29 protein-coding genes and 1 tRNA gene are annotated in these 21,355 nt (G+C 68.8%); 24 read left to right on the top strand and 6 right to left on the bottom strand.

The features are described 5' to 3' along the window. The first annotated feature begins 21 nt into the window (after positions 1 to 21). Genes pnuC through ORI60_RS41695 form a run of 3 tightly spaced genes read left to right on the top strand, consistent with a single transcriptional unit; the run spans position 22 to position 3,055 of the window. Entirely contained in the window at positions 22 to 627 is a 606-nt protein-coding gene (pnuC, locus tag ORI60_RS41705) for a nicotinamide riboside transporter PnuC (protein ID WP_266043521.1), read from the top strand. Next, positions 624 to 1,796: a M14 family zinc carboxypeptidase gene (locus ORI60_RS41700; RefSeq protein ID WP_266043520.1), complete on the top strand. Its 1,173-nt coding sequence runs from the start codon at positions 624 to 626 to the stop codon at positions 1,794 to 1,796. Before pnuC ends, ORI60_RS41700 begins: the two co-directional genes overlap by 4 nt. 41 nt (positions 1,797 to 1,837) lie before the next feature. Continuing rightward, positions 1,838 to 3,055: a GNAT family N-acetyltransferase gene (locus tag ORI60_RS41695; RefSeq protein ID WP_266043519.1), complete on the top strand. Its 1,218-nt coding sequence runs from the start codon at positions 1,838 to 1,840 to the stop codon at positions 3,053 to 3,055. 48 nt (positions 3,056 to 3,103) lie between these two features. On the opposite strand, the gene aceE is transcribed toward ORI60_RS41695, so the two are convergent. Further along, positions 3,104 to 5,863, bottom strand: coding sequence for a pyruvate dehydrogenase (acetyl-transferring), homodimeric type (gene aceE / locus ORI60_RS41690; protein WP_266043518.1), 2,760 nt, complete (start codon positions 5,861 to 5,863; stop codon positions 3,104 to 3,106). Between the two features lie 319 nt (positions 5,864 to 6,182). On the opposite strand from aceE, the gene ORI60_RS41685 reads away from it, so the two are divergent. From ORI60_RS41685 to ORI60_RS41675, 3 genes are all read left to right on the top strand, one after another. Next, positions 6,183 to 6,614, top strand: coding sequence for a DUF3052 domain-containing protein (locus ORI60_RS41685; RefSeq protein WP_266043517.1), 432 nt, complete (start codon positions 6,183 to 6,185; stop codon positions 6,612 to 6,614). Between the two features lie 75 nt (positions 6,615 to 6,689). Next, the gene (locus ORI60_RS41680) at positions 6,690 to 7,154 is read left to right on the top strand and encodes a peroxiredoxin (protein ID WP_266043516.1); all 465 of its coding nucleotides are present in this window, start codon (positions 6,690 to 6,692) and stop codon (positions 7,152 to 7,154) included. A 39-nt stretch (positions 7,155 to 7,193) separates the two neighbouring features. Further along, positions 7,194 to 7,268, top strand: a tRNA-Val gene (locus ORI60_RS41675). 69 nt (positions 7,269 to 7,337) lie between these two features. Here ORI60_RS41675 and ORI60_RS41670 read toward each other — a convergent pair. After that, entirely contained in the window at positions 7,338 to 7,631 is a 294-nt protein-coding gene (locus ORI60_RS41670; RefSeq protein ID WP_266043515.1) for a GNAT family N-acetyltransferase, read from the bottom strand. Between the two features lie 565 nt (positions 7,632 to 8,196). Between ORI60_RS41670 and ORI60_RS41665 the strand changes: the two genes are divergently transcribed. From ORI60_RS41665 to ORI60_RS41640, 6 genes are all read left to right on the top strand, one after another. Then, positions 8,197 to 8,550, top strand: coding sequence for a hypothetical protein (locus ORI60_RS41665; protein ID WP_266043514.1), 354 nt, complete (start codon positions 8,197 to 8,199; stop codon positions 8,548 to 8,550). Positions 8,551 to 8,717: 167 nt separating this feature from the next. Continuing rightward, complete coding sequence (locus tag ORI60_RS41660; protein WP_266043513.1) at positions 8,718 to 9,080, top strand: hypothetical protein; 363 nt, start codon at positions 8,718 to 8,720, stop codon at positions 9,078 to 9,080. A gap of 48 nt (positions 9,081 to 9,128) precedes the next feature. Beyond that, the gene (locus tag ORI60_RS41655) at positions 9,129 to 10,331 is read left to right on the top strand and encodes a cytochrome P450 (protein WP_266043512.1); all 1,203 of its coding nucleotides are present in this window, start codon (positions 9,129 to 9,131) and stop codon (positions 10,329 to 10,331) included. 12 nt (positions 10,332 to 10,343) lie between these two features. Continuing rightward, a complete protein-coding gene (locus ORI60_RS41650; RefSeq protein ID WP_266043511.1) occupies positions 10,344 to 10,829 on the top strand; it encodes a GNAT family N-acetyltransferase in 486 nt (161 codons plus the stop codon). A 76-nt stretch (positions 10,830 to 10,905) separates the two neighbouring features. Continuing rightward, positions 10,906 to 11,199 (top strand): hypothetical protein, encoded by a 294-nt coding sequence (locus ORI60_RS41645; RefSeq protein WP_266043510.1) that lies wholly within the window; start codon positions 10,906 to 10,908, stop codon positions 11,197 to 11,199. 9 nt (positions 11,200 to 11,208) lie between these two features. Beyond that, on the top strand, positions 11,209 to 12,237 hold the full coding sequence (locus tag ORI60_RS41640; protein WP_266043509.1) for a saccharopine dehydrogenase family protein: 1,029 nt from the start codon (positions 11,209 to 11,211) through the stop codon (positions 12,235 to 12,237). Here the strand turns inward: ORI60_RS41640 and ORI60_RS41635 are convergent. Further along, positions 12,227 to 12,433 carry a CsbD family protein gene (locus ORI60_RS41635; protein ID WP_266043508.1) on the bottom strand — a complete coding sequence of 69 codons (207 nt, stop codon included), beginning with the start codon at positions 12,431 to 12,433 and terminating at the stop codon, positions 12,227 to 12,229. The two genes, ORI60_RS41640 and ORI60_RS41635, sit on opposite strands and share 11 nt — an antisense overlap. 192 nt (positions 12,434 to 12,625) lie before the next feature. On the opposite strand from ORI60_RS41635, the gene ORI60_RS41630 reads away from it, so the two are divergent. Genes ORI60_RS41630 through ORI60_RS41590 form a run of 9 tightly spaced genes read left to right on the top strand, consistent with a single transcriptional unit; the run spans position 12,626 to position 16,403 of the window. Then, on the top strand, positions 12,626 to 13,177 hold the full coding sequence (locus ORI60_RS41630; protein WP_266043507.1) for an RNA polymerase sigma factor: 552 nt from the start codon (positions 12,626 to 12,628) through the stop codon (positions 13,175 to 13,177). Beyond that, on the top strand, positions 13,168 to 13,710 hold the full coding sequence (locus ORI60_RS41625; RefSeq protein WP_266043506.1) for an Asp23/Gls24 family envelope stress response protein: 543 nt from the start codon (positions 13,168 to 13,170) through the stop codon (positions 13,708 to 13,710). Before ORI60_RS41630 ends, ORI60_RS41625 begins: the two co-directional genes overlap by 10 nt. Before the next feature lie 4 nt (positions 13,711 to 13,714). Beyond that, positions 13,715 to 14,062 (top strand): Asp23/Gls24 family envelope stress response protein, encoded by a 348-nt coding sequence (locus ORI60_RS41620; RefSeq protein WP_266043505.1) that lies wholly within the window; start codon positions 13,715 to 13,717, stop codon positions 14,060 to 14,062. Between the two features lie 2 nt (positions 14,063 to 14,064). Next, entirely contained in the window at positions 14,065 to 14,349 is a 285-nt protein-coding gene (locus ORI60_RS41615; protein WP_266043504.1) for a hypothetical protein, read from the top strand. Positions 14,350 to 14,406: 57 nt separating this feature from the next. Continuing rightward, complete coding sequence (locus tag ORI60_RS41610; protein ID WP_266043503.1) at positions 14,407 to 14,847, top strand: Asp23/Gls24 family envelope stress response protein; 441 nt, start codon at positions 14,407 to 14,409, stop codon at positions 14,845 to 14,847. A gap of 11 nt (positions 14,848 to 14,858) precedes the next feature. Next, the gene (locus ORI60_RS41605) at positions 14,859 to 15,035 is read left to right on the top strand and encodes a hypothetical protein (protein WP_093600157.1); all 177 of its coding nucleotides are present in this window, start codon (positions 14,859 to 14,861) and stop codon (positions 15,033 to 15,035) included. Between the two features lie 2 nt (positions 15,036 to 15,037). Continuing rightward, complete coding sequence (locus tag ORI60_RS41600) at positions 15,038 to 15,352, top strand: Asp23/Gls24 family envelope stress response protein (protein WP_266043502.1); 315 nt, start codon at positions 15,038 to 15,040, stop codon at positions 15,350 to 15,352. Next, entirely contained in the window at positions 15,349 to 15,867 is a 519-nt protein-coding gene (locus tag ORI60_RS41595) for a DUF6286 domain-containing protein (protein ID WP_266043501.1), read from the top strand. Before ORI60_RS41600 ends, ORI60_RS41595 begins: the two co-directional genes overlap by 4 nt. Beyond that, positions 15,864 to 16,403, top strand: a complete 540-nt coding sequence (locus ORI60_RS41590) for an alkaline shock response membrane anchor protein AmaP (protein WP_266043500.1) — start codon at positions 15,864 to 15,866, stop codon at positions 16,401 to 16,403. Before ORI60_RS41595 ends, ORI60_RS41590 begins: the two co-directional genes overlap by 4 nt. A gap of 127 nt (positions 16,404 to 16,530) precedes the next feature. On the opposite strand, the gene lipA is transcribed toward ORI60_RS41590, so the two are convergent. The 3 genes from lipA to ORI60_RS41575 all read right to left on the bottom strand — a co-directional run bounded on the left by lipA (position 16,531) and on the right by ORI60_RS41575 (position 18,947). Beyond that, complete coding sequence (lipA, locus tag ORI60_RS41585) at positions 16,531 to 17,532, bottom strand: lipoyl synthase (RefSeq protein WP_266043499.1); 1,002 nt, start codon at positions 17,530 to 17,532, stop codon at positions 16,531 to 16,533. A 219-nt stretch (positions 17,533 to 17,751) separates the two neighbouring features. Beyond that, a complete protein-coding gene (locus ORI60_RS41580) occupies positions 17,752 to 18,642 on the bottom strand; it encodes an oxidoreductase (protein WP_266043498.1) in 891 nt (296 codons plus the stop codon). Next, positions 18,639 to 18,947 (bottom strand): hypothetical protein, encoded by a 309-nt coding sequence (locus ORI60_RS41575; RefSeq protein ID WP_266043497.1) that lies wholly within the window; start codon positions 18,945 to 18,947, stop codon positions 18,639 to 18,641. Before ORI60_RS41575 ends, ORI60_RS41580 begins: the two co-directional genes overlap by 4 nt. Before the next feature lie 89 nt (positions 18,948 to 19,036). Here ORI60_RS41575 and ORI60_RS41570 point away from each other — a divergent pair, with 89 nt between their 5' ends. The 3 genes from ORI60_RS41570 to ORI60_RS41560 all read left to right on the top strand — a co-directional run bounded on the left by ORI60_RS41570 (position 19,037) and on the right by ORI60_RS41560 (position 21,258). Beyond that, a complete protein-coding gene (locus ORI60_RS41570) occupies positions 19,037 to 19,627 on the top strand; it encodes a TetR/AcrR family transcriptional regulator (protein ID WP_266043496.1) in 591 nt (196 codons plus the stop codon). Positions 19,628 to 19,694: 67 nt separating this feature from the next. Continuing rightward, a complete protein-coding gene (locus ORI60_RS41565) occupies positions 19,695 to 20,378 on the top strand; it encodes an SDR family NAD(P)-dependent oxidoreductase (RefSeq protein WP_266043495.1) in 684 nt (227 codons plus the stop codon). 274 nt (positions 20,379 to 20,652) lie between these two features. After that, positions 20,653 to 21,258 (top strand): response regulator transcription factor, encoded by a 606-nt coding sequence (locus tag ORI60_RS41560; protein WP_030474540.1) that lies wholly within the window; start codon positions 20,653 to 20,655, stop codon positions 21,256 to 21,258. Positions 21,259 to 21,355: the final 97 nt, after the last annotated feature.

Here is a 21,355-nt window from a genome sequence, read left to right as displayed (position 1 = left end):
GCCGTGTGGTACGAGACAGGAATGACGATCTTCGGCCAGAAGATCGCGTACACGGAGCTGGTCGGGCAGGTGCTGGCGCTCGCGGTCGTGTTCCTGGCGCAGCGCCGTTCACTCTTGACCTGGCCCGTTCAGCTGGTCTCGGTCGCGCTGCTCTTCACCGTCTACCTGTCGGCCCACCTGGGCGGCCTCGCGACCAGGCAGGTCGCCGTCGGCGCGATCGCCGTCTACGGCTGGTACGCGTGGGTGCGCCGGCGTGACCCGGTCTTCGGCGTCGTGGTGCGCAAGGGCTCCCCGCGGGAACGGCTCGCGATCGTCGGCGCCTTCGTCGCGGGCACCGTCGCGTTCGCGCTGGTCCTGGACGCGCTGGACGCCTCGTGGGCGCCCTGGCCGGACGCCGCGATCTTCATCGGCACCATCCTGGCCTTCGCGCTGCAGGGCCTCGGGCTGGTGGAGTTCTGGCTGGTGTGGCTGGTGGTCGACGCCGTCGGCGTGCCGCTGCAGATCCAGTCGGGCCTGTACTTCAGCGCGTTCGTCTACCTGATCTTCGCGGGCCTGGTGATCCACGGTTTCGTCGACTGGAACCGCACCGCCAACCGGTTGACACAGGCGGCAAAGTCTCCCCTATGAGGGGACTGTTGATCGCTCTGCTGACCGCTGTCTCGTCGCTGGCAGCTGTTCCGGCCGTCGCCGCACCCGAGCCGCGCACCGGATTCGAGCTCACCGGCAAGTGGACCACCGAGGCCGAGGAACAGGCGTACCTGCGCGCCACCGGCCTGCCCGTGACCGAGATCGGGGTGACCGCCCAGGGCCGCCCCGTGCAGCTCGTGCGCGTCGGCTCCCGCTCCGCGCGCACGGTGGTTCTCTTCATCTGCTCCCAGCACGGCGACGAACCCGCCGGTCGTGAGGCGTGCCTGATCCGCATGCGCTCGCTGCCGCGCTCGTCCGGCACGACCTACCTCTTCGTGCCGAACGCCAACCCGGACGGCCGCGCGGCCGACACCCGCGGCAACTCGGCCGGCATCGACATCAACCGCGACCACCTGCTGCTGCGCACCGCCGAGGCCCGCGCGATGGCCTCCGTGATCCGCGACTGGCAGCCCGACGTCATCCACGACCTGCACGAGTTCGGCCCTTCCGAGCCGTACTACGTGAAGGACGTCCTCTGGCTGTGGCCCCGCAACCTCAACGTGGCCGACGGCGTGCACGACCTGTCGGAGACGCTGTCCCGTTCCTACGTGCGGCCGTCCGTCGAAGCCGCCGGCCGCACCTCCGGCGTCTACGGCATCTACGTCGACCCGGTGACCGGCGAGCCCGTCCGCCAGGTCGCCGGCGACGGCCAGGAGCGCATCCTGCGCAACACGGGCGGGTTGAAGCACGGCATGGGCCTGCTGGTCGAGACCAACGTCGACAACACGCCGCTCTTCCGCGTCGACTCGCACCTGAAGGCGCTGGACGGCACGCAGTCGTTCGTCGGCTCGAACCGCCCGGCCATCGAGGCCGCCAACGCCGCGTCCCGGGCCGTGCGGTCCGGCCCGATCTACTTCGGCGGGGCCGACAACCAGGCCCCCGACCCCGCGGACGTCGTCACGACGCCTCCGTGCGGGTACGTCCTCACCGGTGCGCAGTACGCCGACGTGCGGGACGAACTGGCTCTGCACGGCGTCAAGTCGCAGTACCTGCGGGGCGGTGACCGCATCGTGCCGCTGAAGCAGGAGGCGCGTGCCCTGATCCCGTTGCTGATGGACGCCCGCGCCGACGAGCCGCTCCTGAAGGCGCAGCCCGTGGCCCAGTGCTAGCGGTGAATATCGCTCGCCGGTGATTGCGGCGGCGTGGTCCGATGGGCGTCGTGCGTGTCGAGCAGTACGCCTACTTCGCTCTCACGAGCGACACCGTGTCCGCCGCTGAGATCGCTCAGCGTCTGGGACTGGAGCCGGACGAGGTGCTCGTCCGCGGCAGCAAGCGGCCGGAGTACGACCTTCCGCGGATGCACGCGTGGAAGGTCGTCGGCCGCGGCGCAGGACGGCTCGACGAGCAGATCCAGCACGTCGTCGACCGGCTGCGCCCCGTCCAAGACGAGCTCGTCGCGCTGACCGCGACATCCGACACGTCAGCCAGCCTGGTCGTCGTGCGCTACTGCCGCGATGGCGAAGGCGCAGACCTCGGCTGGTGGATCTCTGCCGAATCCCTCGCTTTCCTCGCGTCCGTGCGTGCCTCGCTCGATGTCGACGAGTACGACTACGTCGAGCCTGCCGACGAACCCTTGCGCCAGGTCACCGCCGACCTGCTGGCGAGCATGGAGCTGAACCTCGCCGAGCACGCGTGCCACCTCCACCGCCACCTGCCGCACACGTCCGTCGTCGAGACGGACGACCTGCTGATCGCGGACAGCGGCCTGGACGACGACACGTTCAACATCGTCGCGGCGGCCCGGTTCACCCCGGACGACGTGGCTGCCCGCGTGGCGGAGACCGTGAGCGCTGTGAGGGCGGCGGGCAGGCCGTTCTCGTGGTGGGCCGGACCGGCCTCCACTCCGGCCGGCCTCGGCCCGGTGCTGGTGCAGGCGGGTGTCGCGGCCGCGGAGACGGAAGCCGCGATGTGGATGGACCTCGCCGACGCGGCCTTGCCCGAACCTCGAGTCGAAGGGCTCGAAATCCGGCGGGTGACCACAAAGGTGGAACTCGCCGACTATGCCGAGATCCTCGCCGCCAACTGGGACCCGCCCGCCGCGACGGTCCGCCGCTTCTACGCCGAGGCCGCCCTGCATGCGCTGACCAGCCAGGCGCGCTATCTCGTCGGGTACGTGGACGGCCGCGCGGTGTGCTCGGCGGAGGTGTTCCTGCACGCGGGAGTCGCCGGGATCTACAACATCGCGACCCTCGCCGGAGAGCGCCGCCGCGGCTATGGCGGTGCCATCACCGTGGCCGCATTGCGCACCGCACGCGCCGAGGGGTACCGCATTGCCGTCCTGCAGGCCTCTGAGGACGGCGAGACCGTCTACCGGCGTCTGGGGTTCACCATCGCCGGTCAGTTCACCGAGTACGCCCTCAGGGCGTGAAAAGGGCCGCCCCGCGCGTGCGGAGCGGCCCTTCGGTTCAGCTGGTGACTACGCGAGGCCCGCGTCGCCCGTGGACGGGCCGGCCGCCTGCACGTCGTCGATGCGGTACTTGCGGGCCGCCTCGACGACCTTGGCCTGCTCGACCTCGCCGCGCCTGGCCAGTGCGGCCAGCGTGGCGACGACGACGGACTCCGCGTCCACCAGGAAGTGGCGGCGGGCGGCCGGGCGGGTGTCGGAGAAGCCGAAGCCGTCCGTGCCCAGGGTCGTCATGTCGGTCGGGACGTACGGGCGGATCAGGTCCGGGATCGCCGACGCCCAGTCGGACACGGCCACCACGGGACCCTGCACGTCCTTCAGCACCTGCGTCACGTACGGCACGCGCGGTTCGGCGTCGACGTGCAGCAGGTTGTGGCGGTCGGTCTCGACGGCGTCGCGGCGCAGCTCCGAGTACGACGTGGCGGACCACACGTCCGCGGAGACGCCCCACTCCTCGGCGAGCATCTTCTGGGCCTTGAGAGCCCACGGGAGGCCCACACCCGAGCCGAGGATCTGGGCACGCGGGCCACCGGTCTGCGGGCCGTCCTGGTACTTGTAGAGGCCCCGCAGGAGGCCTTCCACGTCCAGGCCCTCCGGCTCGGCCGGCTGCACGTACGGCTCGTTGTAGACCGTCATGTAGTAGAAGATGTTCTCGGCGTTCTCGCCGTACATCCTGCGCAGACCGTCCTTGACGATGTGCGCGACCTCGAAGGACCACGCCGGGTCGTAGGAGATGACGGCCGGGTTCGTGTGCGCCAGCAGCAGCGAGTGGCCGTCGGCGTGCTGCAGGCCCTCACCGGTCAGCGTGGTGCGGCCCGCGGTGGCACCCAGCACGAAGCCGCGCGCCATCTGGTCCGCCGCCGCCCACAGGCCGTCGCCCGTGCGCTGGAAGCCGAACATCGAGTAGAAGATGTAGATCGGGATCATCGGCTCGCCCTGCGTGGCGTAGGACGTGCCGACCGCCGTGAACGACGCCGTGGAACCCGCCTCGTTGATGCCCTCGTGCAGGATCTGGCCCTGCTCGGACTCCTTGTAGGCGAGCATCAGGTTGGCGTCCACCGAGGTGTACGCCTGGCCGTTCGGGTTGTAGATCTTCTGCGTCGGGAACATGGAGTCCATGCCGAACGTTCGTGCCTCGTCCGGGATGATCGGCACGATGCGCGGGCCGATCTCCGGGTCCTTCGCGAGGTCGCGGACGAGCCGGACGAACGCCATCGTCGTGGCGACCTCCTGCTTGCCGGAGCCGCGCTTGATGCCCTCGTAGACCTTGTCGCCCGGCAGCACGAGCGCCTTGGACTTCGTGCGGCGCTCCGGCAGGAAGCCACCCAGCTGACGGCGGCGCTCCAGCATGTACTGGATCTCCTGGCTGTCCTGCCCGGGGTGGTAGTACGGCGGCAGGTACGGGTCCTTCTCGAGCACCTCGTCGGAGATCGGGATGCGCAGGCTGTCCCGGAAGCCCTTGAGGTCGTCCAGGGTCATCTTCTTCATCTGGTGCGTCGCGTTGCGCGCCGCGAAGTGCTTGCCGAGCGAGTAGCCCTTGATCGTCTTCGCGAGGATGACGGTCGGCTGGCCGACGGTCTCGGTCGCCGCCTTGTAGGCCGCGTAGACCTTGCGGTAGTCGTGGCCGCCGCGCTTGAGGTTCCACACCTCGTCGTCGGTCATCGGCTCGACGAGCGCCTTCGTCCGCGGGTCGCGGCCGAAGAAGTGCTCCTTGATGTACGCGCCGTCGTTCGCCTTGTACGTCTGGTAGTCGCCGTCAGGCGTGTTGTTCATCAGGTTGACGAGCGCGCCGTCGCGGTCGGCGTGCAGCAGCGCGTCCCACTCGCGGCCCCAGACGACCTTGATGACGTTCCAGCCGGCGCCGCGGAAGAACGACTCCAGCTCCTGGATGATCTTGCCGTTGCCGCGCACCGGGCCGTCGAGGCGCTGCAGGTTGCAGTTGACCACGAACGTCAGGTTGTCGAGCTGCTCGTTCGCGGCGAGCTGCAGCAGGCCGCGCGACTCCGGCTCGTCCATCTCGCCGTCGCCGAGGAACGCCCACACGTGCTGGTCGGACGTGTCCTTGATGCCGCGGTCGCGCAGGTAGCGGTTGAACCGCGCCTGGTAGATCGCGTTCATCGGGCCGATGCCCATGGAGACCGTGGGGAACTCCCAGAAGTCCGGCATGAGGCGCGGGTGCGGGTACGACGGCAGGCCGCCACCCGGTCCGGCGTGCGAGTACTCCTGGCGGAAGCCGTCGAGCTGGTGCTCGGACAGGCGGCCCTCGAGGTAGGCGCGGGCGTAGACACCGGGGGAGGCGTGACCCTGGATGAAGATCTGGTCGCCGCCACCGGGGTGGTTCTTGCCGCGGAAGAAGTGGTTGAAGCCGACCTCGTAGAGCGAGGCGCTGGAGGCGTAGGTCGAAATGTGTCCACCGACACCCACGCCGGGCCGCTGCGCGCGGTGCACCGTCATCGCGGCGTTCCAGCGGATCCACGCACGGTAACGACGCTCCACCTCCTCGTCACCGGGGAACCACGGCTCCCGCTCGGTGGGGATGGTGTTGACGTAGTCGGTGCTGATCAGCGAGGGCATGCCGACCTGGTTCTCACCAGCGCGTTCGAGCAGCCGCAGCATCAGATAGCGGGCCCGCTGCTGACCGCCGCCCTTGAGCACCTCGTCGAACGACTCGAGCCATTCCGAGGTCTCCTCGGGGTCGATGTCCGGCAGGTGCGCTGCCAGACCGTCGCGAATGACACGCACCCGCTCGGGGCCGGTGTTCTGCGGGCTCAAGGTGTCTCCTCGGCTTCGTTGGCGGTACTCGCGCTGGCCCGGAAACCGTGCCACGCGCCCCTATCGTTGTCCTTGCGCGACGACTTCGTCATCGCTACCGGTCGGTAGTTCTGGATCGTGTCGCTCACGCGCGCGCGATAAGAGGTATGTAGAGCGTGCCTCATGCCCGTGTAGAGATCTCCACAGGGGTCCCCCTTACGGCGTGTCACGTGGTCAACAGTTGCGCCGGAGGTAGCCGACAGTGTTCGCTAGCCCGAGTAACGGACTCTGGCGGCAGTCTTAGGGCTGTCGCTCTTGCGTAGTTGGAGGAGTGAAAACCGTGGTCGCCGCGGAAGACGCCGGCAAGATCGGCGTCGCCGAGAAGCTCGGGATCGAATCGGGCATGGTCGTCCAAGAACTCGGCTGGGACGAGGACGTCGACGACGCCTTGCGTGCCGCTGTCGAGGAGCAGATCGGGGGCGACCTCCTCGACGAGGATGCCGACGAGACGGTGAGCGTCGTCCTGCTCTGGTGGCGGGAGGACGACGGCGACCTGGTCGACGCCCTGCTCGAAGCCACCGGCGTGCTCGCCGAGGACGGCGTGATCTGGGTTCTCACCCCGAAGACCGGCCGCCCTGGCCACGTCGAGCCGAGCGACGTCGCCGAAGCGGTTCCGACCGCTGGCCTGTCGCAGACCTCCAACATCAGCGTCGGCGACGACTGGGCGGGCATCCGCCTGGTGTGGCCGAAGTCGGCCAAGGCCAAGCGCTGACCTTCGTTGGCATAGGGTTGAACCACGGGCGCTCACCCGCTCGTGGTCCTTTGTCGCACCGGAGGGGTCTGTCTCATGGCGGTCGAGGTCGGTTCGGAGGCCCCGGACTTCACGCTGGACGACTACAACAAGCAACGTGTGACGTTGTCGTCGTTCCGAGGCTCCAAGGCCGTGCTGCTGGTGTTCTACCCGTTCGCCTTCAGCGGCACCTGCCGTGGCGAGCTCTGCCAGCTGCGTGACGAACTGGGGACCTACGAGGACGAGAACGTCCAGGTGCTGGGCGTCTCCGTGGACTCGCCGTTCGCGCTGAAGGCGTGGGCGAACCAGGAGGGCTACCAGTTCCCCCTGCTGTCCGACTTCTGGCCGCACGGAGCCGTCGCGCAGTCCTACGGCGTGTTCAACGAGGCCGTGGGCATGGCGCTGCGGGGCACGTTCCTGATCGACGTCTCCGGCGTCGTGCGCTTCGCCGAGGTGAACGCGCCCGGTCAGGCCCGCGATCAGGACGCCTGGAAGAAGGCCGTAGCCTCTCTCAGGGCATGATGTAGCTGTACCCCTGCGCTTCGGCGCGCTTGGGGGTTGGGGCGTGTAGCTCAGCGGAAGAGCACTCGGTTTACACCCGAGCGGTCGCAGGTTCGAACCCTGTCGCGCCCACCAGTTCTCGCTGGCGCCTCTGAGGGCGGCGAGCACCTGTCGTGTAGCTGTGTGATCGGCCCGTGCCACTGGTCAACTGTCCAGGACGTGCGCGAGCAGCATGGTGGCTGGGCCGAAGCCGGCTTGTTGGTAGAAGGACACCGAGCGTTCGCTGGGCGACAGGACGATCCGGGCGCAGCGACGGTCGCGAGCGTGCGCGATGCCTGCGTTGAGCAGGGTGGTTCCGACTCCGCGGTTGCGGGGAGCGGCGAGCACGAACGCGTTGCCCAGGTATGCCCATCGGCTGGCTGGTCGTCCCGGTCTGGGCATCCGTTCGAACAGGGCGAGGTTCATCATGCCGATGGCTTCGCCGTCGAGCTCGGCCACGAACGTCGCCCGGCGCGGCGCTTCCGTCGCGTACCACTGAGCGAAGTTTCCTCGAAGAGATCGTCGTCGAGCGGATGCCCCGCCTGTTCTTCCGACCAAGCTCGCCGCAAGGTCGCTAGTGCTGCGGTGTCGCGTTCGTCGGTCTGCCGTATCGACACCGTGTGGGGACGTCATGGTGGATGCTCCCAGAGTGTTCTTCGTTGTCTCATTGCTGATCGCAGTTCCGGCGGCCGCGTAGGTAGTCCAGTCGCTGGCGGAGCGGTTGCGTGGTTTCTGCGGCGCGCCTCCAAGCCTCCAGCGACACGCCGCGCCGCGGACACCACGGGGCCCTGACTTCTGTCTGGTTCTGAAATCCTGTCCATCCTGGCTCCAGAAGACGCTTTGCATCGTCCAGCACTCGGCGATAGATGTGCAGCTTCCCGTGCAGGGGAGCAGCGGAGCACATCACCCACGAGTGCCGCCGTAAGACGCAAGTCCTCTACGTCATGTGAGTTCAGCTGCTGTTGCTCGCTAACGCGCATCGGCAGTTGAACGATAAGTGCACCACCTGATGAGGAGTGGTCGCATGGCTGGCACAGAGCCGAACATCGAGGAGCTTGCCCGCGAGTTCACGCGAGACCTGCACGAGAGTTACCGCTACTTGGTGCACAAGATCCGGTATCGGGCCAAGGCTTTCATAGAAATGGTGGCACTTCACGAAGGCGTTGGCGCTGCGCAGATACTGCTCCGCGGGCCTCATACCCATGATGGTTTCATCCGGCTGTGGCAAGCAGGCGAGCTCGGCCACAGTGTCGAGGCTTACGTACTCCGTCCGAAGTACGCGGTGCTCTTTTCCGAAGAAGAACTGCGTGTGGCTCGCCAGCGTCTTGAGGATCACGGGTTCGACGTCGACAAGTACGTTGCATCGCTACGTCGATAACCGCGTGTTGTCACGAGAGAAGGGGCGTTGCGTCGAATTGGTCTCGAAGGTTGAAGTGTTTCACATGTGTTGCTGGCCACCATCTGGAACGACTAGGGGCAGTGCAGTACCTTGTGCGAGTTCGTCGGGGGACGTTCGGGCCCGCCACCTCTGAAGGACCACGACCTGTGAAGCGCAAGGCCAAGGCCGCGAAGCCCGTCCCTGCCACCGTCACGCAGGAGCAGATCAAGCTGCTCGCCCTGGTGGAGCAGGGAGGCGTGCACCGCGGCGCCACGAGCTGGTACCTGGAGCACCGGCCAGCCAAGCAGTGGGACGCGGACGACCTGGAGATCATGCGGCTCCGCGACTGGATCACCTCGGAGCAGCGCCTGGACCACGGGATGGCGGCGCCGGTCGACATCACGGCCTCGGGGCGGGCGGCGCTCCGGCACCACCTGCCGGAGTGGGTGCTCGGGCGGAAGGCCATCGCCGCGGAGCCGCCCCGGTTGCCCTCGGTCGAGACGATCAGGGCGTTGGACGCGCTGCAGTAGCCCGGTAGAACGGTCTTAGTCGAATCCAAACGGAGGCGAAGACCGGCCATGTCGAACCTGTTGACCGGCGGCGACTTGCGCGCACGTGACCACCACCGGATCGAGGACGACGCACGCGAAGAAGGGCCGCTGCATCCCGTGACGTTGCCCAACGGCGTCAGGATGCAGGTGGTCACGGTCGGGCTGGAGCTCACCCGCCAGCTGCTCGCGGACCAGCGGCTCTCCAAGGACAGCGCGAAGCTGCAACGCGAGATCAAGCGGCAGCTCGCGGAACGTGGAAGTGCTCAGGAGAACCTTGCCGGGTTGTTCGGGCCGAGCATGCTCAACAGCGACAACCCGCAGCACGCGCGTCTCAGGGCGCTCGCGGTGAAGGCGTTCAACGGCAAGGCGGTGCAGCAGCTCGCGCCGCGCATCGAGGAGATCAGCGCGGAACTGATCGGGGGGCTTCCTGAGAACGAGGAGATCGACCTCGTCAAGGAACTGACCGTGCCGGTGCCCATGCACGTCATCGGGGAGGTCCTCGGGCTGCCGGCGCAGGATCGCGCGCACGTCCGCAGGTTGATCGAGACGATGATGTCGATGGAACCCGAGGTGTCGCAGCCGGCCAGCGACGAGCTGGGTGGCTACTTCCACGGGCTGCTCAGCGGCAACGGTCTGGATCCGCGGTCGCTGTTCGGGGTGCTGGCCACGGCCGCCGATGACGACGGGGACCGCCTCAGCCACGACGAGCTGATGGCGATGGCGTTCCTGCTCGTGGTCGCCGGCCATGAGACGTCGGCGGGCCTCATCGCGAACGTCGTGCACGACGCGCTGGACAACGGGCTGTGGCACGAGGTCGCTGAAGATCCCGGACTGGTGCCGCGGCTCGTGGAGGAGACGCTGCGCCACAACCCGCCCGTCCGCAGCGCCACGCATCGCATCGCCACCGAACCGGTCGAGATCGCCGGCACGACCGTTGCCGAGAACACGCTGCTGCTGATCAACCTCGGCTCCGCCGGACGCTGCCCGCGGGCGCACGAGAAGGCCGGCGAGTACCGGCTGGACCGCGCGACGACCGGCCACGCGACGTTCGGGCACGGTCCGCACTTCTGCCTCGGGTCGGCGCTCGCGCGGCTGGAGACCGAGACCGTGCTGCGGCAGCTGACGAGCCGGTTCCCGCGCACCGTTCACGCGGGTGAGGGGAAGCCCGAGGTGACGCACAGCGACATCATGGCCAGCCTCAAATCGCTACCGGTCGTGCTCAGGCGCTGACAAGCTGGCCTGATGGAGATCATTCAAGGGGGTCCCGAGCACGTCGACACGGCCGCGTTGCTCTGGGCGCACGCGGTCGCGGCGAGGGACGGCTACGACGAGGTTCCGTCGCTCGAACTGGCGCGGCCAGGGCTGGAGAGCGCTCTCGCGAAGGAGCCCTCGCTGCTGCTGCTCGCCCGGGAAGGCGGCCGGGCGGTGGGCTTCCTCGCCGGGGGTCCACAAGAGACGAACACCGCCTTCGTCAACTACGTCGGCGTGCACCCCGACGCGTGGGGCAGGGGCGTCGGCGAGGCGTTGCTGCGGGCGCTGCCCGAAGTGTTGATCAAGAACGGGTACGAGAAGGCCGAGCTGATGGTCTACGTCGACAACGTCCGGGGCGTGCGGCTCTACGAACGCCTGGGCTGGACCAAGGTCGGCGACCCCGTGCCGCATCCGCGTGACGGCCGGGTGGAGCAGCGGTACGCGTTCTCGCCCGCATCGGGGCGCGGGGGTGTTTAGCGGGGGATTAGGGGATCAACCCCAATGCGTCTGACCAGGGCTATCCTCAAGTCCATTTGAGACGTAACTTTTCCTCATGTCAGTGCGCACCTTCGCCGTCGTGGTCGGTCTCGCGTTCTTGCTCGGTGGGGGTGCGATCCTGTTCGTGATGCTGGCCGTCGAGGCGCCGAGCGGGGCGCTGATCCCGTGCGGCAACAGCCTGGGCCTCGGGTTCGACGAGCCGGTGGCGTCCGCGGCCGGTCCGGCCTATGTGGACATCTGCGCCGACCTGCGGCAGCGCCGGATGCTGTGGGGGTTGCCGGTGATCGGGCTCGGCGCGTTGCTGCTGATCGGCTCTTTGGTCGGCGCCCGACGGGCTACTCGCCGGTAGGGTCGCGGTATGACGTGGATGGTCTACGGCGCCAACGGCTACACCGGACGTCTCATCGCCGAGCTCGCGGTCGCCCGCGGGGAGCGGCCTGTGCTCGCCGGACGCTCGCTCGAGAAGGTCGAGCCGATCGCCGCCGCGCTGGGGCTGGAGCACCGGGCGTTCGGCCTGGACCAGGCGCGGGCGAACCTCGAGGACGTCGAGGCGGTCGTGCACTGCGCGGGACCGTTCTCGCGCACGTCCGGTGCGATGGTCGACGCCTGCCTGCGGACCGGCACGCACTACCTCGACATCACCGGTGAGATCGACGTCTTCGAGTCCGTCGCGCTGAGGGACGCCGAGGCGCGCGAGGCGGGCATCGTGCTGCTGCCCGGTGCGGGGTTCGACGTCGTGCCCACGGACTGCCTCGCCGCGATCCTGAAGAACGCCCTGCCGTCCGCCACGCACCTCGACCTCGCGTTCGTCGTCGGGGGAGGGGCGAGCGCGGGCACGACCAAGACGTCCGTCGAGGCCGCCGCGGTGGGCGGGCGGATCCGCGTGAACGGCGAGCTGAGGAGCGTCCGCATCGGCCACCGCAGGCGCACCGCGCACTTCCGGTCGGGGCCGCGCGAGGTCGGCAGCATCCCGTGGGGCGACGTGAGCACCGCCTACCGCTCGACCGGCATCCCGAACATCACCACGTTCACGACCGTGCCGGGGATGCTCGGTCAGCTGCAGCAGGTCTTCGCGCCCGTGCTGCGGACGTCGTTCGTGCAGAACCTCGCCACGACCGTCGCCGGCAAGGTCAAAGGCCCTGACGAGCGCAAGCGCGCGAACACCAGGGCCGAGGTGTACGGCGAGGCGTGGGACGCGCAGACGAGGGTCGAATGCGCGATCACCACCCCGAACGCCTACAGCCTCACCGCGGACTCCGTGCTCCGCGCCATCGGCAGGATCGCCGAAGTGGCGCCCGGCTCGCACACGCCGTCCAGCGCTTTCGGCGCCGACTTCGTGCGCGAGCTCGACGGCGTCGTCGCGAGTGAGGTCCGTACTACTTCTTGAGGTGCTTCGCGACGCTGTCGACGACCCCGCCGACGGCGTCCTTCACCTTCTCCACGCCGTCCTTGACGGCCGCCTTCGCCTGATCGGCGCGGCCCTCATTGGCGAGCTGCTCGTCGCCGGTGACCTCACCCGCGGTCTCCTTGGCCTTGCCGCCGAGCTCTTCCGCCTTGTTGCCGATCTTGTCCGACAGCGACATCGCGTCCTCCTGGCCTTGAAGTTCGTCTGACGTCTGTTCGATACGCGTCGCCGTCCCTTCGTCACGCCACGGTCGGGTGAAAACCGGGTGAGTGTGGTCACCGGCGGGAAATCTGGGAACCGCGTGACGTTCCGCGATCGAACGTGTCCATCGGGCGACGAAGCAAATTTGGGCGGGGGTGTGCGCATGGGCGTGGCTGAAGCAGCCGCACTCGACGATGCCACGCTGGTGGCAAGGTCTCGTGACGGCGACATGCGTGCCTATGAGCAGCTCGTCCGCCGCTACCAGAGGCCGATGTACCGGCTGGCGCTGCGCATCGTGGGCAGCAGCGGTGACGCCGAGGACGCGGTGCAGGACGTGTTCCTGACCGCGTGGAGGCGGCTCGGGCAGCTCAACGACGACGGGGCCTTCCTCGGCTGGCTCTACCGCACCACCACCAACCAGTGCCTGAACGTGCTGCGCAAGCGCAAGCCGCACGCCGACACCGAGCTCGACGAGCAGGAGTCGGCGGCACCGCGCACCCGGCCCGAACGCGCGGTGGAGGTGAACGCGCAGCTCGACGCGCTGCAAGCCGCACTGCGCGACCTCACGCCGGAACAGCGGGCGTGCTGGGTGCTGCGCGAGGTCCACGGCCGGTCCTACGACGAGATCGCCGAGGCGATCGGCACGACCCAGCAGTCGGTGCGCGGCAGGCTCGCGCGGGCACGGGCACAACTCGCGGAGGTGATGGCGCCGTGGCGGTGACGTCCGACTACGTCCTGCCGTGCGGCCGGGACGTCGAAGAAGTCTGGGAGGCGATCGACCTTTCTGACGAGCACACGCGCTCGTGCCCGCACTGCGCGGCCGTGAGAGAGAGCCTCCTGGTGCTGCGCGCGGCCACCGAAGAGATGGTCCGCGAAGAGATCGAGCCGCCGTTCGACCTGGTCAGCCGTGTGATGTCCGCGGTGCGCGCCGATGCGCGGAGGTCCGACGTCGTGCCGTTGCCCGGTGACGGCCTGGCCCGGATCAGCACGCGCGCCGTCGCGGCGGTGCTGCGGTACGCGGCGGATGGCGTGGACGGCGTGCGAGCGCGCGCGTGCTGTGTCGCGGAAGCGCCGGAGTCGACCGTGTCGGACCCGGTGATCGAGGTCGAGCTGAGCATCGCGATCACCGCGGGGCTCGTCACGCACCAGGTGTACGACGAGGTGCGGCGCCGGGTGCTGGCGGCGGCCTCCGCGCGGATCGGTGTGCGGCTCGCCCGCCTGGACCTCGTCGTGGCCGACGTTCTCGAAGGATGAGCGAGTGATCGAAACAGTCGTGTCCGCTCCGGCGGTGGCGGCGGTCGCGGTGCACGCGGCCGAGAAGGTCGCGGGCGTGCGGGTGCAGCCCGGCGTGGCGGGCCTGGTGAGTTCGGTGGTGCGCGCGGCGCGGCAGCAGATCAAGGGGTTGCAGCCGGCGCCGGTCGAGGGCGTGCGGGTGCGGTGGTCCGGTGCCGTCGCGCTGCTGGAGGTGGACGTGGTGATCTCGGGCCAGGACCAGGCCGCGGCCGTGGCTCGCGCCGTGCAACGGTCGGTGTGCGCGCTCGTGCCCGAACTGACCGGTGTCGCGGTGGAGTCCGTGGTGGTCACGGTGGTGGACGTCGCATGGTGATCGTGACGGAGTTGTTGAAGGCGCTGGAGAAGATCGACGGACTGCGCCCGTCGGTGCCCGAGCCCGCGCGTTCCTGGATCTCCTGGGACGTCGACACCTTGGCCGTCGACGTCGAGGACGGCCTGGTGTGCGTCCGGGTCGTCGCCACCCGCCTTCCGCTGGCGCTGGCGGAGGCGGGCGCGGCACTGCGATCCGTTCTCCTTGGCACGCAATGGGAAACCGCTGTCGTGCGCATCGTTGTGACCGATGTGGACAAACGTGCCCTCGATCACCTGAACGGGTCGTGACGTTTCGGCTTCGGCCGATGTCTCTCTGGTGTGGACGCTTCGAAGGAAGGAATTGCGATGAGCACGCAGACTGCGGAGAAGAACGGTGTCGCGGCCGGGAAGCTGGTGACCGACAAGGGATCCACCACCATCGCGGACGTCGTGGTCCAGAAGGTCGCCGGTCTCGCGGCGCGGGAGATCCGCGGCGTGCACGCGCTGGGCGGCGGCGCGACGCGTGCGCTGAGCGCGCTGCGCGACCGCATCCCCGGTGCCACCGCGAGCGCGGGCCAGGGCGTGTCGGTCGAGGTCGGCGAGAAGCAGGCCGCCGTCGACCTGGAGCTCGTGGTCGAGTACGGCGTGCCGATCGCGGACCTCGCGAAGTCGGTGCGCACCAACGTGATCACCGCGATCGAGCAGATCACCGGCCTCGAGGTCGTCGAGGTCAACATCAACGTGAACGACGTGCACATCCCGAGCGACTCCGAGGGCGAAGAGCCCGAAACCGCCCGCGTGCAGTGAGGGGAAACGCCATGAGCACCACCGCACTGGGCCTGCTGACCGGGCTCGCGCTCGGCCTGGCCGCCGCGTTCGGGGGCTTCAGCGCGTTTCTGCTCGTGCTCGTCTTCGGCGCGCTCGGCCTGGTCGCGGGCCGGGTCGCCGAGGGCAAGCTCGACCTCGCGCAGTTGCTGGGCAGGGATCGGGACTGACCATGACGACGCTCACCGCACAGCCAGGATTGACCACCGTCGCCGACCGCGCGGTGGGCCGCATCGCCGGACGTGCCGCCATGGAGGTCCCGGACGTGCTCGACTGCGCCGTCACCGCACGGGTGACCGGGGGAGTGACGACGCTCGACGCCCGCGTCGACCTGCGCTACCCGGCGCCGGTCGCGTCGACCGCCGCTCGTGTGCGCGCTCATCTGGTCGAACGGGTGAGCGCGCTCACCGGGCTGCAGGTCTCCGTGGTGGACGTGTCCATCGGCGTGCTGCGCGCGGACACGGCCCCGGTGAGGAGGGTCCTGTGACCCGCCGCTCCCGGCGGGCGCTGCCCGCCACGCTCGCGGCGTTCGTCCTGCTGGCCGCGTCGGTGCTGGTCGCGGTGTGCGCGATCCAGCTCGCGCTCGGCGAACGACCGTTGCTGCCCTACGACTCGCTCGCCGGCTCGTTGCACGACATGACGTGGTCGGCGCGGGAGGTGGCCGTGGCGGGCGGGGTCGTCGCGGCCATCGGGCTCGTGCTGCTCCTCGTCGCGGTGGTGCCCGGAAAGGCGCGGACCGCGCCACTGGACGAGCACACCGCCGTGTCGGTGCGCGGCCTGCGCAACGCTCTGCGGTCCGCCGCCCAGGTGGACGGCGTCGAGTCGGCGGCGGTGAAGGTGCGCCGCCGCCGGGTCCGCGCGGTCGTGCGCACCCGGCGCTCCGTGGCCGACGGTCTCGGTGACACCGTCCGCGCCGCGCTGGAAAACCGCGTCGGAGAGTTCGCCCTCGCCCGGCCGCCGCAGGTCGTGGTGCGGGTCAAGGCCCTCAGGAGCACGTCATGAACCGGTTCGCGCTCGGCCTGCTGGGCCTCGTCCTGCTGATCGCGGGAGGCGCCGCGATCGCGGTCCACCTGGGGCGCGTGCCCCAGGTGGACCGAGACGCCGCGGTGCTGCCCGGCACGGCGTTGCCGCCGACGTGGGTGCTGTGGGTGGTCGCGGCCGCGGCGGTCGTCGTCGCGCTCGTGTGCCTGCGCTGGCTCGCCGCCCAGATCCCGCGGCGCAAGGTCGCGACCTGGCGCTGGGCCGACGAGGCCGGCGCCACCCGCATCACGACGGCGACGGCCACCGAGCCGTTCGCCGAGGAGATCACCGCCTACCCCGGTGTGCGCAAGGTCGAGGCCGCGCTGACCGGTCCGCACACCGCTCCACGCCTGGCCCTCGTCGTCCGCGCCCACGGCGACGCCGATCTGCGGGGGATCCGCCGCCGCATCGACGACGAGGGCCTTCCCCGGCTCCGCGAGGCGCTCGGCACACCCGACCTCCGCGCCGTCGTGGAGTTCCGGATGTCGGCCTCCAAAGCCGACGCCCGAGTGCGCTGACACACCCGCTGTTGCAAAAAACGTTTGCGGACGTCCGCAAACGTTTTTTGCATCCGGAAGCAAAACAGCTGGTCACCCGGGGTGGGTGACCAGCTGGTAGGGCGCGTGTGTCCGCCGTTCACTCCGCCTAGCGCGGGGCGAGCAGGCTCGTGATCTCCTGGGACGCCGACACCGTCAGCAGGTGCTGGAGGTTCTCCGGCAGGTCCTCGCCGCGCTTCTGCTTCGCCTGCGCGTAGAGGCGGCCGGCGCGGTAGGAGGAGCGGACGAGCGGGCCCGCCATCACGCCGAGGAAGCCGATCTCCTCGGCCGTCTCCTTGTGCTGGACGAACTCCTCCGGCTTCACCCAGCGCTCGACCGGGTGGTGCCGCGGCGACGGGCGCAGGTACTGGGTGATGGTGATGATGTCGCAGCCCGCGTCGTAGAGGTCGGCGAGCGCCTCCGTGACCTCCTCGGGGGTCTCGCCCATGCCGAGGATCAGGTTCGACTTGGTGACCAGGCCGAACTCGCGGGCCTTGGTGATGACCTCGAGGGAACGCTCGTAGCGGAACGCCGGGCGGATGCGCTTGAAGATCCGCGGGACGGTCTCCAGGTTGTGCGCGAGCACCTCGGGACGGGACTCGAAGACCTCGGCCAGCTGCTCCGGGACGGCGTTGAAGTCCGGGATCAGCAGCTCGACACCGGTGCCGGGGTTCATCTCGTGGATCTGGCGAACGGTCTCGGCGTAGAGCCACGCACCGCCGTCCTCCAGGTCGTCACGGGCGACGCCGGTGACCGTGGAGTAGCGCAGGCCCATGGCCTGGACCGACTCGGCGACGCGGCGTGGTTCGTCGCGGTCGAGGTCGGCGGGCTTGCCCGTGTCGATCTGGCAGAAGTCGCAGCGCCGGGTGCACTGCTCGCCGCCGATCAGGAACGTGGCCTCGCGGTCTTCCCAGCACTCGTAGATGTTGGGACAGCCGGCCTCTTCGCAGACCGTGTGCAGGCCTTCGCGTTTGACCAGGCCCTTGAGCTCTCGGTACTCGGGGCCCATCTTCGCCCGCGTCTTGATCCACGAGGGCTTCTTCTCGATCGGCGTCTGGCTGTTGCGGACCTCGAGCCGCAGCAGCTTCCGACCCTCAGGTACCACAGTCACGTTCCCACCCTACGCTGCGCGCTCAAGTGTCCGGGGTCACGCACTCCCAGGTCAGGCCAAGTGCTGAAACCGGGCTCCTGGTGGAGCGCTCGTTGTTCACGATCCGTTGTTGACGCAGGTCCGTCGAACATGAACAACCGCTCAGGGCGCAGGATGTTCCCGGCCCGGAGGTGACGACCGGGCCCGTCGGCGCCTTCGGGGGCGAGGGCGCCGACACCCCTACGGAAGGTCTGGAGCGATTCCGGTCAGCTTGATCGTGAGCTCCCAGAGGCGGTTGGCGGCGAGGTCGTCGCGAGCCGCGGCGGTCATCGGCGCGACGGCGGGGTAGCCGCGCAGGCCCTTGAACCCGCCGGGGCCGTAGTACTCGCCGCCGCGTGCCTCGGGTGCCGTCGCCGCGTAGAGCTGGGGCAGTGCGCCCATCTCCACCGACTGCGAGACCAGGCTGCCGATCCGGCCGCCGATCTTCATGATCGCGGACTTGTGCGCGTCGGCCATGTTGTTCGTGAGCTCGGTGGCGGTCATGCCGGGGTGCGCCGCGATGGACGTCACGTCCGGTGAGCGGCGGTCCAGCTCCCGTGCGAACAGGAGGTTGGCGAGCTTCGACTGCCCGTACGAGCCCTGGAGGCTGTACGGGCGCCGGTCCCAGTTGGGGTCGTCGAAGTCGATGCGGCCCGCCCGGTGCATCAGCGACGAAACGGTGACGACGCGCGCGCCAGGCCGTTGCCTCAGCGCGGGCAGCAGCAGCCACGTCAAAGCGGCGTGGCCCAGGTGGTTCGTGCCGAACTGGCGCTCGAAGCCGTCGACGGTCCGGCCGTTCGGGACGGCCATGATGCCGGCGTTGTTGACGAGGACGTCCAGTGCTGCGACCTGCTCGGCGGCGGTGCGCACCGAGGAGAGGTCGGCGAGGTCGAGTTCGAGGACCTCGGCCGAGCCCTCGACCGTGCGTCGCGCGGCCTCGCCGCGCTGGACCGAGCGACAGCCCATGATCACGTGGGCCCCCCTGGCCGCGAGCACCTGGGCGGTGCGCAGGCCCAGACCGGAGTTCGCGCCGGTCACCAGGACCGTGCGGCCGGTCTGGTCGGGGATGTCAGCTTCGGTCCAACGACTCATGGAGTCATTCCTACCGTCCGGTAACTGCCGAGCGAAAGGTGTGCGTCCAGTACCGCTCGCAACACCGGTTCCTCCGCGGCGAGTTCGGCGGCGACGCGGTCCTCGTCGACGTGGCCGTCGAGCCTGGCGCTCTCCATGCGTGCGGTCAGCTTGTTCTGCCAGCGGTGGTCGAGCGCCAGCAGCAGTTCGTGCAACGAGCCGAAGACGTCCGGATCCACGATCAGCGGTGCGGACGGGTCACGGCGAGCGTCGCTCAGGACGGCGTCGAGCGCGTCACGGCGGCGGTAGTGGTCTGCCCAGCCCATGTCTCGTACCCCCGGTCTCTCGCATACTGTCGGTATGACACGACCATACCACCGGTACGTACCGGCGGTATGTGAGATACGTTTCGTGTGTGCGAACACGACGCGCCGAGTACTCGGAGTCGACCAGGCAGGCGCTCGTGGACAGCGCCGTGCACCTGTTCACCAAACGCGGCTATGCCGGCACCTCGCTCGACGAGGTCGTCAAGCGCGCCCGCGTGACAAAAGGCGCCCTCTACCACCACTTCAGCGGCAAGCAGGCGTTGTTCGAGGCGGCCTTCACCCAGGTGGAGACCCAGTCGATCTCCTCGCTGACCGCGCTGATCACGGCCGACGGCGACCCGTGGGAGACCGCGGTGGGAGGCCTGCGCGCCTACGTCCGCAAGTGCCTGGAGCCGGAGTACCAGCGGATCATCGTCCACGAGGCGCCGGTGGTGATGGGCTGGGAGCGCTGGCGTGAGGCGGAAGAGCACTTCAGCTTCGGTCTGCTCCGCACGGCCGTGCAGTTGCTGGTGGACGCGGGAGAGATCGAGGAGGCGCCGGTCGAGATCATGGCCCGGCTGCTGTTCGGCGCGCTGTCCGCGGGCGCCAGCATGATCGCGAGCTCGTCCGACCCGAAGCGCACCGGCCGTGAGGTCGAAGCGGCGATCCTGCGTGTTTTGGAGGGTTTGCGCAAGAAGTAGTCGAGTTCGACCCTAGCGGCCCGGCGCAACGTCGATCACCACGCGGACAACAGAGGTGGTCGGCATCATGATCGAACCTGTCAACACGCGCCTGGGCCTCGACGGCAAGATCGCAGTAGTCACGTCGGGGACGCACGGGCTCGGTCTCGCCATCGCGAGCAAGCTCTGCGACAACGGCGCCCACGTCATCCTCACGACCTCCGACGAGGACAACGTCGACCTGGAGCGCGCGAAGACCGTGCTCGCGGGCAAGCCCGGCTCGGTGACGGTCACCAAGCTCAACATCCACGACGAGCACTCGGTCCGGCTCCTGCTCGACCGGGTCAAGGAAGAGCGCGGCCAGCTGGACGTGTTCGTCCACCACGCCGTGTCGCCGGACCTCACGCCGTTGCTCAACATCGTGGAGCCGCTCGCCAAGGCGCTCGTCGACGGCGGGCGCGTGGTCATCGCCGGCTACACGGTGACACCGGTCCACGGCGTGATCCGGACGCTGGCGCTGGAAATGGCTTGGTACAAGGTCGCGGTGAACGCCGTCGTCACCACCGTCGTCGACAACGGCCCCATGAACATCGACCCGGACATGGTGGACCGGCTCGCGATCAAGAGCCCGTCCGGTCGCGTCACCCTTCCCCAGGACATCGCGAACGCCGTTTCGTTGCTGTGCACCGACGAGGCCGCGTGGATCCAGGGTCAGGTGATCACCGTCGACGGTGGACTGGAACTGCTGGAGCGGTGGGGCGAGACGCGCTGAGCGCCGTCACCGCACATGCTCGAGGGGTCGTTTCAGGGTCGAATCGCTTGTACTGCTTTGTGCTCGGGTACGGCTTGAGCTGTCCCGGTTCGCGATTCGGTCCCTGAACGATCTGTGAGCGCGCGGTGACCCCAAGTCATCCGCCGATCACCCTTATTAATTGCTCCTAGCGCATTTGGAGTAACGCTCGGCGCAGCCGGACTCAATGCTTGTCCTGCATGGTGACCGAGTGTAAGACTCAAAATGGTGACCTGGGGGCAAGCAAGGGGGTCGGATGATCAGAGTGCTACTGGCCGAGGACGTGCAAATGGTCCGCGGTGCTTTGGTCGCCTTGTTGAATCTCGAACCGGATATTGAGGTCGTCGCGTCCGTCGCGACGGGTGACGAAATCATCTCCGCTGTCGAGAAGAACAAACCGGACGTGGCGGTGCTCGACATCGACCTGCCCGGTATGGACGGCCTTTCCGCCGCCACCGTGATCCACGACACCGCACCGGAGACGCGCACTCTCATTCTCACCAGTCTCGGCCGGCCGGGCACTCTGCGCCGGGCACTCAACGCACGAGTCAACGGGTTCATCCTCAAGGATGCTCCGGTTGGAGAACTCGCTGACGCCATTCGCGGTGTCTCAATTGGTAGGCGTGTGATCGACTCGCAGCTCGCGCTTTCCGCGTGGGACACCGACGAGTGCCCGCTGACGCCCCGCGAACTGGAAGTGCTGAGACTCGCCTCGGACGGCGCGGACGCCATGGAAATCGCCACGACGCTGTTCCTGTCGGTCGGCACGGTCCGCAACTACCTGACGGCGGCGACGGCCAAGCTCGACGCCCGCAACCGGGTCGACGCGGTCCGCATCGCCCGCAAGTCCGGCTGGTTCTGACCGGCTCCCCGTCGCCCCATCTGACCTCCACGTGGGCCCTTGCAACGACTCGTTTGTCGTCGTCGTCAAACGAGTCATTGCTACGGGCCAGGTCAGG

The organism is Lentzea sp. NEAU-D7 (assembly GCF_026242055.1).
In the GTDB taxonomy this organism is placed as follows: Bacteria; Actinomycetota; Actinomycetes; order Mycobacteriales; family Pseudonocardiaceae; genus Lentzea.
The sequence above is the reverse complement of the archived record's forward strand: the minus strand, read 5'-3'. Positions and strand labels throughout refer to the sequence as shown.